The following is a 12,338-nucleotide window of genomic DNA, read 5'->3' on the forward strand; positions in this document are numbered from 1 at the left end:
ATGCACAATCATCCGCGTTCCCTTTCGACCGGACTCCGCTTATGGATAAGTTGCTGGCACTGAAGATGTTTGTGGAAACCGTGCGCTGCGGGGGCTATTCCTCGGCAGCGCGCAAACTCGGGATATCAACGTCGTCAGTGACCCGGCAAGTCGCGGGGCTGGAACACGAGCTGGGCGCGAGCCTGCTCAATCGCACCACGCGCAACACCAGCGTGACCGTTGCCGGCCAGACCTATTTCGAAAAAGCCGTGGCGATTCTCGACGCGATTGACGAAGCCGATGCCGTCGTTGCCGATCGTGGCGCCGAAGCGCAGGGCCGTCTGCGTATCAGCGTGCCGGTGGAGTTCGGCCGGCGCCTGATTGCGCCGCACCTGAGCCGCTTGCTTGAGCGGCATCCGGGACTTGAGATCAGTCTGTCGCTGAGCGATCAGGTCAGCGACCTGCTCAGCGAGCAGATCGATGTTTCGGTGCGGCTGGGATCGTCGGTGGTCAGTGAAGACATCGTCAGCAAACGCGTGGGGCAGTTCGAACGCTGGGTGGTGGCCAGTCCGGCGTATCTGGCGCGTAGCGCAGCGCTCTGTCACCCACGGGATTTGCTGGAGCATCAATGCCTGCGTTTCGATTACGGCGCCACCCACCAGCACTGGACTTTTCAGAATGAAGACGCGCCCATCCAGCTCAACGTCCACGGGCGCCTGCAAAGCAATAATGCCGACATCCTGCGCGAAGCCGCCATCGGCGGCGGCGGGGTGACGCTGCTGGCCGACTGGCTGGTACGCGACGACGTGGCAGCCGGCCGGCTGACCCGCTTGCTTGAGCAGTACGAGGTCAATCCCGGCAGCGCCAGCACGTGCATCAACGCGTTGTATTTACCCAATCACCGAGGGTCCAGCCGGATCAATGTGTTTATCGATTTCCTCATGGAAATTCTCAGCCCGGTGGCCGCAACCACGCCCGCAGCGTGACCCCTGCGGCTCAACGGCGCCCGGTCCGCGTACTCACATCCACCCAAACTGCCAGCACCAAAATGCTGCCCTTGACGATCATCTGCCAATAGCTGTCGACGTCAAGCATCGACATGCCGTTGTCCAGACTGGTAATGACCAGCGCGCCGAGGAGGGCGCCGTACACCGTGCCGGAACCGCCGCGCATGGAAGTACCGCCGATAAAGCAGGCGGCGATGGCGTCGAGTTCGCCCATGCTCCCGGCCGAGGGCGAACCGGCGGCGAGGCGCGCGGTGTTGACCACGCCGGCGAGGGCGCACATCACGCCCATGATCCCGAAAATCCACAGCTTCACCGCCTGCACATTGATCCCGGACAGGCGCGTCGCTTCCATGTTGCTGCCCACGGCATAGACGCGCCGCCCGAACACGGTCTGACTGGTCACGTAGCTGAACACGCCCAGCAGAATCAGCAACAGCAGGACCGGCACGGGAATGCCGTCATAGCTGTTCAGCGTCTGCACGAAAGCGGCGAGCACGGCGCCGATCACCAACACGCGGACGACATCACGCACCAACGAATGCGCCGCGAGGCCGTGCAGGGCGCGATTGCGCCGCTGTTTCCAGGTCAGGAACACCGTCAGCGCGAACAACAGAATGCCCAGGCCGGTGCCGATCGCGTGGGGCAGGTAGCCCTGGCCAATGTAGACGAGTTCAGGCGATACCGGCGCGATGGTCGTGCCGCCGGTAATCCCCAGCAGAATCCCGCGAAACGCCAGCATGCCGCCCAGACCGACGATAAACGAGGGGATGCGCAGATAAGCCGCCATGTAACCGTTGGCGAGGCCGATCATCAGCCCACACAGGGCGACCAGACTGAGGTTGGCCAACAGCGGAATGTGGTAGACCACATCGAGAATCGCCGCGAGGCCACCGAGCAGACCGAGCAACGAGCCGACCGACAAATCGATCTCGCCGCTGATGATTACCAGCACCATGCCGCAGGCGAGAATCCCGGTAATCGACATCTGCCGCAGCAGATTGGAAAGATTGCGCGGGGTGAGGAATCCGCCCTCGGTCTGCCAGCTGAAGAACAGCCAGATCAGCACCACGGCAAACACCAGCGCGAGCATTTTGTAGCGGGTGAACAGTTGTTTGACCTGATTCATTTACGCGGATTTCCGATCATTATTGTTATGGCTGCCAGGCTGGCTGAGGGCGGCGGCAAGCACCTGTTCCTGGGTGAGTTCATGGTTGATGAAGTCACCACGCAACTGGCCTTCGCCGATCACCAGCACGCGGTCGGAAACGCCAAGCACTTCGGCCAGTTCCGACGAGACCATGATGATCGACACGCCGGCAGCGGCCAGTGCGCCCATCAACTTGTAGATTTCGTATTTGGCGCCTACGTCCACACCTCGGGTCGGCTCATCGAGAATCAGCACCCGGGGTTTGGCCAGCAGCATCTTCGCCAGCACGGCTTTTTGTTGATTGCCGCCCGAGAGGCTGGTGATCGGCAGGAACGGGCTGGCGGTCTTGAGGTGCAGGCGCGAGATTTCCCGATCAATGCAGCCCAGTTCGGCTTCGGCATCGATGCGGGTCAGTTTTGAGTAGTTGTCCAGCACGGCGAGGGTGATGTTCTGGCCAACGCCCAGGTCAGGAATAATGCCTTGGCGCTTGCGATCCTCCGGCACCAGGCACAGGCCGGCACGGATGGACTTGAGCGGCGTGCGCGTGTCGATGGCTTGCCCGTCCAGCCAGACTTCGCCCTCGTGGCGCCCGGGGTAAGCGCCGAACAGCGCGGTCACCAGTTCGGTGCGGCCTGCGCCGACCAGCCCGGCGATACCAAGGATCTCGCCGCGTTTGAGCACGAAGGAAACATCGTCGACCCGTTTGCGCTTGGGGTTGTCGATGTCGTAGCAGGTGATATGCCGGGCCTCGAAAATCACCTCGCCAATAGCGTGCGGCTCGGAGGGGTAGAGGTTGCTCATTTCGCGGCCGACCATCTGGGTGATGATCTGCGCAATATCCATGTCGGCCATGGCGGTGGTAGCGATGTGTTTTCCGTCGCGGATCACCGAAATGGTGTCGCACACGGCGGCGACTTCATCGAGCTTGTGCGAGATGTAGACGCAGGCCACGCCTTTGGCTTTGAGGTCGCGAATGATGTCCAGCAACACCTCGATTTCCGAACGGCTCAAGGCTGATGAAGGCTCGTCGAGGATCAGCAGGCGGGCCTTCTTGTTCAGGGCCTTGGCGATTTCCACCAGTTGCTGATAGCCGCCGCCGTACTGCGAAACCGGCAGCGATACGTTCATGTCGGGGACTTTCAATTCGCGCATCAGCGCTTCGGCGCGGTGAATCATCGCCGGGTAATTCATGCGTCCGCCGGGCAGTGTCAGCTCGTGGCCCATGAAAATGTTTTCGGCCACCGATAGGTCGGGCACCAGCGTCAGTTCCTGGTGAATGATGACGATGCCGGCAGCTTCCGTTTCGCTGATCGATTGCGCCCTGAGCGGTTGCCCGTCCCAGAGGATTTCACCGTCCCAGGTGCCGTGCGGGTAGACCGCCGAAAGGATCTTCATCAGCGTCGACTTGCCGGCGCCATTCTCGCCGCACAGGCCAACGCACTCGCCGGGCCTGACCTTGATGTCGATGCCGTTCAGCGCTTTGACACCGCCGAAGGTTTTGACGATGCCGTTCATTTGCAGCAGATAGTCGGACATGGAGAGGGCTCGTATATCAAAGACTCACACACCACGAAGCCTGTGGGAGCGAGCCTGCTCGCGAAAGCGTCAGTTCAGACAATGCTTCGTTGACTGACACACCGCATTCGCGAGCAGGCTCGCCCCCACAAGGGTTTTTCGCATTACCGGAGATCACTTCCCGGCAATTTGCGCCTTGGTGTAGAAGCCGTCCTGTTCGAGCAGGTCGATGTTGTCCTTGGTCAGCGGGGTTGGCGTGAGCAGGATGGTGTCGACTTTTTTGCTGCCGTTGTCGTACTGCGAGCTGAAGGCGGGTTTTTCGTTGCGCGCCAGTTGTACCGAGAGCTTGGCGGCTTCGCTGGCGATCAGTTTCAATGGTTTGTACACGGTCATGGTTTGCGTGCCGGCGATCACGCGCTTGACTGCGGCAAGGTCGGCGTCCTGCCCGGAAATCGGCACCTTGCCGGCCAGTTGCTGCGCCGCCAGTGCCTGAATGGCGCCGCCGGCCGTGGCGTCGTTGGAGGCGACGATGCCGTCGATTTTGTTGTCGTTGCGGGTCAGGGCGTTTTCAACAATGCTCAACGCTTCGGTCGGGTTCCATTCCTTCACCCACTGCTGGCCGACGATCTTGATATCACCCTTGTCGATGGCCGGTTGCAGCACTTTCATCTGGCCTTCACGGAGGATCTTGGCGTTGTTATCGGTGGGCGCACCACCGAGCAAAAAGTAATTGCCCTTGGGCGCCGCTTTCAGCACGCCGCTGGCCTGCATCTCACCGACCTTTTCGTTATCGAAGGAAATATAGGCGTCGACATCGGCGTTGAGGATCAGGCGATCATAGGACACGACCTTGATCCCGGCCTTCTTCGCTTCGGCCACCGCATTGGTCAGCACCGTGGCGTTGAACGGCACGATGACGATGACATCGACGCCCCGGGAAATCAGGTTTTCGATCTGGGAAATCTGCTTCTGCTCGTTGGCATCCGCCGATTGCACGAAGACCTTGGCGTCCATTTTTTCTGCCGCCGCAACGAAGTAGTCACGGTCACGCGACCAACGTTCCAGACGCAGATCATCAATGGAGAAACCGATTTTCGGGTGGGCTGCGTCAGCCAGCACCGGCAGCGACAGCAAGGCCAGAGCAGTGGCCAATAACGTGCGTTTTACGTTCTTCATGTGGGGCGTCCTTTTATTGTTGTTGGAAAGACACGGCCTGATGATGAGTATCGGGCTGGTAAAACTGTAGAGAATCCGCAGACGCCGCAGGCACAGAATTGTCGTGCAATTGTCACAGCGTCGAAGCGCCGGCAGATTCTCGTAGCGATCAGCGATCAGCGATAGAGGTAGCGGTTGACGATGTTCTCGAGCATTTCCTGGCGGCCGCTGACGGCTTGCGGGTTCAACTCGTTGGTGAACGCGTGCTCGGCCAACGACTCAAGGTTGAAATCGCCCGCCATCAGCGCCTGCCCGAACGGCTGCTGCCAACCGGCGTAGCGTTGGTCCTTGAGCCGTTGCAGTTCGTCGTTCTGCACCATGGCCGCTGCGCGTTCTAGCGACAGGGCGAGAACGTCCATGGCGCCGACGTGGCCATGGAACAGATCGATCTGATCGAGGCTCTGGCGGCGAACCTTGGAGTCGAAGTTGAAACCGCCATTCTTGAAGCCGCCGGCCTTGAGAATTTCATAGGTGGCCAGGGTCATCTCTTCGACGCTGTTAGGGAATTGGTCGGTGTCCCAGCCGTTTTGCGGATCGCCACGGTTGGCGTCGATGCTGCCGAAAATCCCCAAGGAAACGGCCGTCGCAATTTCGTGATGAAAGCTATGCCCGGCCAGGGTCGCGTGGTTGGCTTCGATGTTGACCTTGATTTCGTGTTCCAGCCCGAACTGCTGAAGAAAGCCGAACACGGTGGCGCTGTCGTAATCGTATTGGTGCTTGGTCGGCTCCTGCGGCTTAGGTTCGATCAGCAGGTCGCCGGTGAAACCGATCTTGTGCTTGTGCTCGACCACCATGCGCATAAAGCGGCCCAGCTGTTCGCGTTCACGCTTCAAGTCCGTGTTGAGCAAGGTTTCATAGCCTTCGCGGCCGCCCCACAACACGTAGTTGGCGCCTTTCAGGCGATGGGTCGCGTTCATGGCGCTGAACACCTGGGCAGCGGCGCAGGCGAACACTTCCGGATCGGGGTTGCTCGCGGCGCCGGCAGCGAAACGCGGGTTGCTGAAGCAATTGGCGGTGCCCCACAACAGCTTGATCCCGCTTTGTTCCTGATGTCGCTCGAGGTGATCAACCATCTGTGCGAAATGGTTGCGGTACTCCTTCAGTGACTGGCCTTCCGGGGCGACGTCCGTGTCATGGAAGCAGTAATAGTCGATACCCAGTTTGGAGAAGAATTCGAAGGCCGCGGCTGCTTTGCCGATCGCCAATTCCATGGGATCGCCGGCGTGTTGCCAAGGGCGCTTGAACGTCCCCGCACCGAACACATCGGAACCCGGCCAGACGAACGTGTGCCAGTAACAGGCGGCCATGCGCAGGTGTTCGCGCATGGGTTTGCCGAGGATGAGTTTGTCGGCGTCGTAGTGACGGAAGGAGAGGGGGGAATCGCTGTTTGGGCCTTCGTAGCGAATCGGCTCGACATCAGGGAAATACTGCATGGACCTTGTCCTTGTTGTTCTTGGCGGTGTCTCGATACTAGCAACGGCCCCGACCCCGCTGATTATGAAAAGCATCAACACGGGGTGCGATTTTGCGTATTGAGCTTCTTCGGCCAGGCGCCTAGTCTGTGTCAATCGCCTCTGTGACAAGGGGCTCGGGACAAGCATAAAAACAATGAAAACCGTACCGCCTGTTCACCGCATCGCTCTGTTGTTCAACGGCAGCAAGATCTACGACCGTGGCATCATCAGCGGCATCGGCAACTACCTGAGCAGCACTCGGGCCTCCTGGGACCTGTTTCTGGAAGAGGATTTTCTCTGTCGTTTGAAAGGCATCGAGCGCTGGCAGGGTGACGGGATCATCGCCGACTTCGACGATCCGCTGATTGGCGAGGCGTTGGCCGACATTCAGTTGCCGGTGGTGGCAGTAGGGGGCTCGTACGAGGATAAGCGCGCCTATCCGAAAGCGATTCCCTACGTCGCCACCGATAACAACGCACTGATAACGCTGGCCTACACGCACTTGATCGAGGCGGGACTGCAGCGTTTCGCCTGTTTCAGCCTGCCTGAAGCGCAAGCCAATCGCTGGGCGCAAGAGCGCGAAAAAGCCTTCCGCAAATTGATGAAGCGCGATGGTCTGCACGGCGAAATCTATCGCGGCATGGGCACCAGCGCACCGCTGTGGGACAGCGCCGTCGAACAACTGATCGCCTGGTTGCAAAGCCTGCCCAAACCCATCGGCATCATCGCCGTCAGCGACGCCCGTGCGCGCCAGTTGCTGCAAGCCTGCCTGACTGCCGGTATCGCCGTGCCGGAACAGGTGGCATTGATCGGCATCGACAATGACCCGCTGACCCGCAGCCTGACCCGCGTGCCGCTGAGTTCAGTCATCCAGGGCACCGAAACCATGGGCCGCACCGCCGCGCAATTACTCCATCAGATGCTCCATGGCATGCCGTCCACCGGTACACAAATCCTGATTCCTCCCGATGCGGTCAACGTGCAGGTGTCGAGCTTGCACCAGCCTTTGGGCAATCCCTACGTCATGCAAGCGCTGCTGTTCATCCGTCAATACGCTTGCCAAGGCATCAAAACGGCGCAGGTGGCGGCGTATGTCGGTGTGTCGCGTTCGTCACTCGAGGCGCATTTCCGCGCCGAACGAGGCTGCAGCGTGCATGACGAGATCCTGCGTTTCAAACTGGCAGCGGCCACCAGCGGATTGAAAAATACTGACTCGGTGATCGCCGACGTGGCGCGCAGTTGCGGGTTTAAATCTGCGCAGTATCTGCACACGGTGTTTCGCCGGGAGTTTGGCTGTACGCCGCGGGAGTATCAGCAAGGGGCAGGGATGCGCTGATGGAATACCGGAAATGAGGTTAGAGTGGGCATCAATGTCTTGATTGTTGCGTGAACAATGAATCGTCCGCTGTTCGTTTCTCTGGATGGGCCCAAAGGCACCGGCAAAACCACACTGTTGGAGGCCGTTACGCAAGTACTGAGGGCGGGCAACCAGAAAGTCATCCGGCTTTGCGAGAGAAAAAGCGATCCGTTCAGGGGTGAAACCATGGCCTTGATTAACACTCTGGCGAGAAATCCTTGCCGGGATCTCGAGTGGGCTGTGTGTCAGCGCCTCGCGGATAGCCGTCGCTGGATCTCCCAGAACGTTCTGACGAAGCAGCCGCTGGACAGCATCATCCTGATCGATCGCTGGTATCCCTCGGATGCCGCGTTTCGCCAAACCATCCCGTTTGCCGAGATTCTTCAATTGAATATGGAGCGAGACGTGCGGGTGCCAGATCTGCATGTCGGCGTCGTCACCGATCCGGATATTTCATGGGCCAGGGCTGCTAACCGATCACGAGGACTGGGCGGCACTGTGATCCAGAAGCACGCAGAGCATGTGGCGTGTACGGAAATGTTCGAGCAAGCGGTCAAGGATCACGGCTGGATGTTGTGCCGTAATGAAGGAACGGTTGAGCAGGCGACGATGCTGGTGGTTTCTCGGATCTATGAGGTGCTTGGGTTGAACGTCGAAGTGGATGCCAGGCTTGGCGCTTAGGGTATCGCATAGACCTTGAACAGTTTGTTCGCCGTGTCGCTGGCAGCCGCCACGTGCGATTCACAGGAAGGCCAGAGGCTGTAGTTGATAGCTTGGTCGCAAACTACTCTCGGCATTACGAATAAACTTCTGCGCCGCCCGGTGCTCAATTGACGTAGTCATTGAAGGATTGCACATGATCGCTCGTTGGCGCTGCAACATGAAAAGGATCAACTGACCTCACTGGCTAGCAGAATCACACGGTAGGCTTATTGAGTTGGATTCTTCGGTTTAGTGGCAGCTTCTGCATTCTCGAGAAAGCCTCGCGCCAATTGCTGGTACAACTCAGGGCCCATTCTTGAACTGACAGCCTTGGCAATCAGGGCTACCGCCATAAGACTGATCACCATACTGTGGCTATCAATCATCTCCATCACAATGATTGCGGAGGTGATTGGCGACTGAGTAACGGCCGCCAGAAAACCAACCATGCAGAGTGCAATAGTGGGCTGCGCGGCCAGATGGAATAGCTCTGCGGTATTGGCGCCTACTGCGGCCCCTACAGCGAGCGAGGGAGCGAAAATGCCTCCGGGAATACCAGAGAAGTAGGTCACTACGGTCGCCAGGAAGCGAGGAATGGGAGCGTGCCATGGCAGGACTACATCAGATGCGATGACCTGAGAGGTAATGCCGTATCCACTACCAAACGACATTCCGCCACTCAGCCAACCCAATATAGCGACGACCAATCCACAGATGCCGGCAAACCATACTGGGTGCAGGCGCCGCCATTGCCAGATGATGAACTGCGGATGCCGCTGTGGCCATAACAACATCCTGCTGAACAAACCACCCAATAGCCCGCAACCAATCCCTATGACTAATGCCGGGACGACTATGTCGAGGTTGATGTCCTGAATGCCGAAATGACCGAAATAGTTGTAGTTTCCCTGCAAGGCAATGGCAACCATCCCAGACAGGATGATGGTGCTGAGCAGAACACCGCTGGTACGGGTTTCCAACTTGCGTCCCAATTCTTCTACCGCAAATGCGATCCCGGCCAAGGGCGTATTGAATGCAGCCGCAATACCCGCAGCACCTCCCGCCAGAATGAGATCCTCGCTGCGCACGATTCGCGCATTGGGCAGGAAGCGGTGAAAGAAGTGCATGATGGATGCGGCAACCTGGACTGATGGGCCTTCGCGTCCCGCCGAAAAGCCGCCGGTCAGCGCCAGAGTTCCGAGGCTTATCTTGGCGAAAGCAATTCGCAATGAAACCAGTCTGTTAATGGGCTTGCCTTGACGCGCAAGTCGTGTTGCTGCAATTACCTGCGGAATTCCGCTGCCTTGGGCGCCCACGAAGAAGCGTGTTGTCAGCCAGACTACGAGCATGCCGATCAGTGGGGTGTAAACAAGAGGAAGCCACGCTCGCTCTGCGGTCTGTTGAGCAAACTGCGCCAGGGCTATGTCCGCGAGCCTTGCAAACGCCACCACCAGCAAGCCGGCTATGGTTGCCGCAATCCATAATGTGACTCTAGTACGCCAGCGCATGGAGGCGAAGCCTCGGCGTAACAGCATTATCGGTTTGATCACCCGAAGGGCTCCCCTTGAAGTCGCCATATTGACCGCAAGACTAACCAAATAAGCAGCTTGTTCCAAACAGCTTTGGCAGCGCCACAAGACAGGCTCTTTTGGCGCTTACAGGTATTCATCTATCCAGTGATAGGACTAATACCTCCAAAAAACCGGTGTAACGAGTACCAGCACGGTAAGTATCTCCAGCCGTCCCAGCAGCATGCCAATGGTCAGCAACCATTTTGCTGCGTCAGGTAATGATGAGAAGTTACCAGCGGGCCCAATGATTGTGCCCAAGCCTGGTCCCACGTTGCACACCGCCGTAGCAGCTCCGCTCAACGCTGTCGTCCAATCCAGTCCGATCAGGGCGAGTCCCAGAGCGATCACTGCAATGGTGATGGTGAAGAAAAATGAGAAGGTCAAAAGCGAACGCAAGATCTCTTCATCAATCGGATGGCCGTTGTATTTTTTCTGAATCACCGCACGAGGATGGATCAACTGCTTCAGGCTACTCACTAATAGAGCACCGGCAACCTGGAAACGGAAAATTTTAAGGCCACCAGCTGTTGAGCCTGAACACCCGCCGACGAAGGTCAGATAGAAAAAAAGCAAGACTGCGAAGCTGCCCCACAAGGTGTAATCACCTACAGCAATTCCGGTGGTCGTGACAACCGAGGTCACATTGACCGCCACGATACGAAACGCATCCCACCATCCGTAGTCGCTGTGGAAACACAGCCATGTCCCCACCGCTAGCCAAGTCACAATCAGGAAACCAATAAACCCGCGTACCTGGTGATCCTTGAGCAGCGCACGCCGATTGCCGCGCAATGTCGCGACATAGAGGGTAAACGGCAGGCTACCCAGAATCATGATGACCACCGCGATCCAGTGAATCGCTGGCTGCGTCCAATGCCCAAGCGAGGCGTCAGAAGTAGAGAACCCGCCAGTCGAGATCAACGACATGGCATGGTTGACCGCTTCAAACGGCGTCATGCCGGCGATCCAGAGAGCTGCTGCCCCGGCGCCAGTGAGCCCAAAATAGAGAAAGAGAATGGACTTGGCTGCCACATGAGAGCGAGGTGTTACTTTCTCCGACCAGTCTGAGGACTCGGTCTGGAAAAGACGCATCCCCCCCACTCGCAGCAATGGAAGGATCGCCACAGCCATGCCGATGAAGCCGATACCACCCAACCAGTGCAGCATTGAGCGCCAGATCAACAATCCAGGTGAAGCGGTATCCAAACCGCTCAAGACAGTTGAACCCGTGGTTGTAATGCCGGACATCGTTTCAAAAAAAGCGTCGGTGTAACTGATCTGACTGATGAACACCATCGGCAACGCCGCGAAGGTACATACCGCCACCCAACTGCAAGTCGTTAGTAGATACATATCTCTTGGACGAAGCTGGGCATTGTCTGGACGACCTCGCGCTATCAAAAGGAGGCCAGTGATGAAGGTAATCAAGCTCGACCAGAGGAAGGCCGACAGGTCATCGCTGCGCTCATAGGCAACCAGTGTGATCATGGGAATAGCCATGCTCACAGCCAGCGTTATTAGAAAAATACCCAGAATGAAACCGATGAGCCGTAGTGCTGCAAGTGACATGAAAGGAACCTACTGATTTAGCGCCGTGCAGTATTGGACGACGAACCCTTCAGCCCCGTAAATTTTTCGTAAAATTTTTCCCTCAACCCATTAGAGATTGCACCTCATTATGGGGGAGGAACTAGCTTGCTCAGGTTTTTTGAATAGCCTGATGAAGCTTTTATAGAAACAGGATGAGCAAAACCGCAACAGCCACACAGCTATCGCGGTTGTTCTGCGTTTTAACGGTTAGCGTCGGCCAAGCCAGCCTCGATGAAGCGAACGGAACTCTCCATAGCCTGCTGACCTTCTGGCAGCATGGTGGCGTAGAAGTGCCAGGCGTGGAACATCGCCGGCCATACTTCCAGGTTGACGCGAACTCGGTTATCAGCCAGGTGAGTTGCAAGGCGCATTGCATCACTCAACATCAGCTCGTTCTCGCCGATTTGCACCAAGATTGGTGGGAGACCGGTGACGTCCGCGAACACAGGTGAGGCCAGAGGATGACTGGCCAATGTGTCGCCCAGGAATGCTCTGGCGAGGATGTCCAAGACAGGCTTGGAGTTCAGAGGATCCAGACCTTCACGATTGCTCATGGAAGCACCGGTGTGTTCAAGGTTCGCCCATGGTGAGATGGAGGAGCCAACCGCAGGTAATGGAAGCCCCTTCGATTTCGCCGCAACCATGACGCTGACAACCATCGCGCCGCCAGCCGACTCGCCAGAGAACGCAATTTTGTAAGCCGGAATTTTCTGCTCAAGCAACCATTCGTAAGCGCGCAATGTGTCGTCAATAGAGGCTGGAAACTTGTGCTCAGGGGCAAGGCGATAGTCCGGCATGTAC

General features: G+C 57.9%; 10 protein-coding genes. 3 read left to right on the forward strand and 7 right to left on the reverse strand.

The annotated features are described in order from the left end of the window. The first annotated feature begins 41 nt into the window (after positions 1-41). Entirely contained in the window at positions 42-965 is a 924-nt protein-coding gene (locus tag BMY54_RS10115; protein WP_093431642.1) for a LysR family transcriptional regulator, read from the forward strand. 10 nt (positions 966-975) lie between these two features. Here the strand turns inward: BMY54_RS10115 and BMY54_RS10120 are convergent, their stop codons facing one another. The 4 genes from BMY54_RS10120 to xylA form a co-directional block, all read right to left on the reverse strand. Further along, complete coding sequence (locus BMY54_RS10120; RefSeq protein ID WP_093431645.1) at positions 976-2,112, reverse strand: sugar ABC transporter permease; 1,137 nt, start codon at positions 2,110-2,112, stop codon at positions 976-978. Then, positions 2,113-3,669 (reverse strand): D-xylose ABC transporter ATP-binding protein, encoded by a 1,557-nt coding sequence (gene xylG, locus BMY54_RS10125; protein ID WP_093431648.1) that lies wholly within the window; start codon positions 3,667-3,669, stop codon positions 2,113-2,115. Between the two features lie 153 nt (positions 3,670-3,822). Then, entirely contained in the window at positions 3,823-4,824 is a 1,002-nt protein-coding gene (xylF, locus tag BMY54_RS10130; protein WP_016986083.1) for a D-xylose ABC transporter substrate-binding protein, read from the reverse strand. Positions 4,825-4,979: 155 nt separating this feature from the next. Next, on the reverse strand, positions 4,980-6,296 hold the full coding sequence (gene xylA / locus BMY54_RS10135; protein WP_093431652.1) for a xylose isomerase: 1,317 nt from the start codon (positions 6,294-6,296) through the stop codon (positions 4,980-4,982). Positions 6,297-6,471: 175 nt separating this feature from the next. Between xylA and BMY54_RS10140 the strand changes: the two genes are divergently transcribed. Together BMY54_RS10140 and BMY54_RS10145 are read left to right on the forward strand one after the other, a co-directional pair. Next, complete coding sequence (locus tag BMY54_RS10140) at positions 6,472-7,653, forward strand: XylR family transcriptional regulator (protein ID WP_093431655.1); 1,182 nt, start codon at positions 6,472-6,474, stop codon at positions 7,651-7,653. A 57-nt stretch (positions 7,654-7,710) separates the two neighbouring features. Beyond that, positions 7,711-8,355, forward strand: a complete 645-nt coding sequence (locus BMY54_RS10145) for a dTMP kinase (protein WP_093431658.1) — start codon at positions 7,711-7,713, stop codon at positions 8,353-8,355. 248 nt (positions 8,356-8,603) lie between these two features. Here the strand turns inward: BMY54_RS10145 and BMY54_RS10150 are convergent, their stop codons facing one another. The 3 genes from BMY54_RS10150 to BMY54_RS10160 form a co-directional block, all read right to left on the reverse strand. Beyond that, the gene (locus BMY54_RS10150; RefSeq protein WP_093431709.1) at positions 8,604-9,926 is read right to left on the reverse strand and encodes a chloride channel protein; all 1,323 of its coding nucleotides are present in this window, start codon (positions 9,924-9,926) and stop codon (positions 8,604-8,606) included. 135 nt (positions 9,927-10,061) lie between these two features. Then, a complete protein-coding gene (locus BMY54_RS10155; protein WP_093431661.1) occupies positions 10,062-11,516 on the reverse strand; it encodes a TrkH family potassium uptake protein in 1,455 nt (484 codons plus the stop codon). Between the two features lie 221 nt (positions 11,517-11,737). Then, on the reverse strand, positions 11,738-12,338 hold a 601-nt coding region (locus BMY54_RS10160), incomplete at its 5' end, for an alpha/beta hydrolase (protein WP_139213395.1).

This window comes from Pseudomonas sp. ok266 (genome assembly GCF_900110195.1).
GTDB classification, from domain to species: domain Bacteria; phylum Pseudomonadota; class Gammaproteobacteria; order Pseudomonadales; family Pseudomonadaceae; genus Aquipseudomonas; species Aquipseudomonas neuropathica.

Coding starts and splice junctions, on each gene's coding strand:
- xylG (WP_093431648.1), bottom strand. CDS start 3,669: ATGTCCGACTATCTGCTGCAAATGAACGGCATCGTCAAAACCTTCGGC.
- BMY54_RS10115 (WP_093431642.1), top strand. CDS start 42: ATGGATAAGTTGCTGGCACTGAAGATGTTTGTGGAAACCGTGCGCTGC.
- BMY54_RS10155 (WP_093431661.1), bottom strand. CDS start 11,516: ATGTCACTTGCAGCACTACGGCTCATCGGTTTCATTCTGGGTATTTTT.
- BMY54_RS10140 (WP_093431655.1), top strand. CDS start 6,472: ATGAAAACCGTACCGCCTGTTCACCGCATCGCTCTGTTGTTCAACGGC.
- xylA (WP_093431652.1), bottom strand. CDS start 6,296: ATGCAGTATTTCCCTGATGTCGAGCCGATTCGCTACGAAGGCCCAAAC.
- xylF (WP_016986083.1), bottom strand. CDS start 4,824: ATGAAGAACGTAAAACGCACGTTATTGGCCACTGCTCTGGCCTTGCTG.
- BMY54_RS10145 (WP_093431658.1), top strand. CDS start 7,711: ATGAATCGTCCGCTGTTCGTTTCTCTGGATGGGCCCAAAGGCACCGGC.
- BMY54_RS10120 (WP_093431645.1), bottom strand. CDS start 2,112: ATGAATCAGGTCAAACAACTGTTCACCCGCTACAAAATGCTCGCGCTG.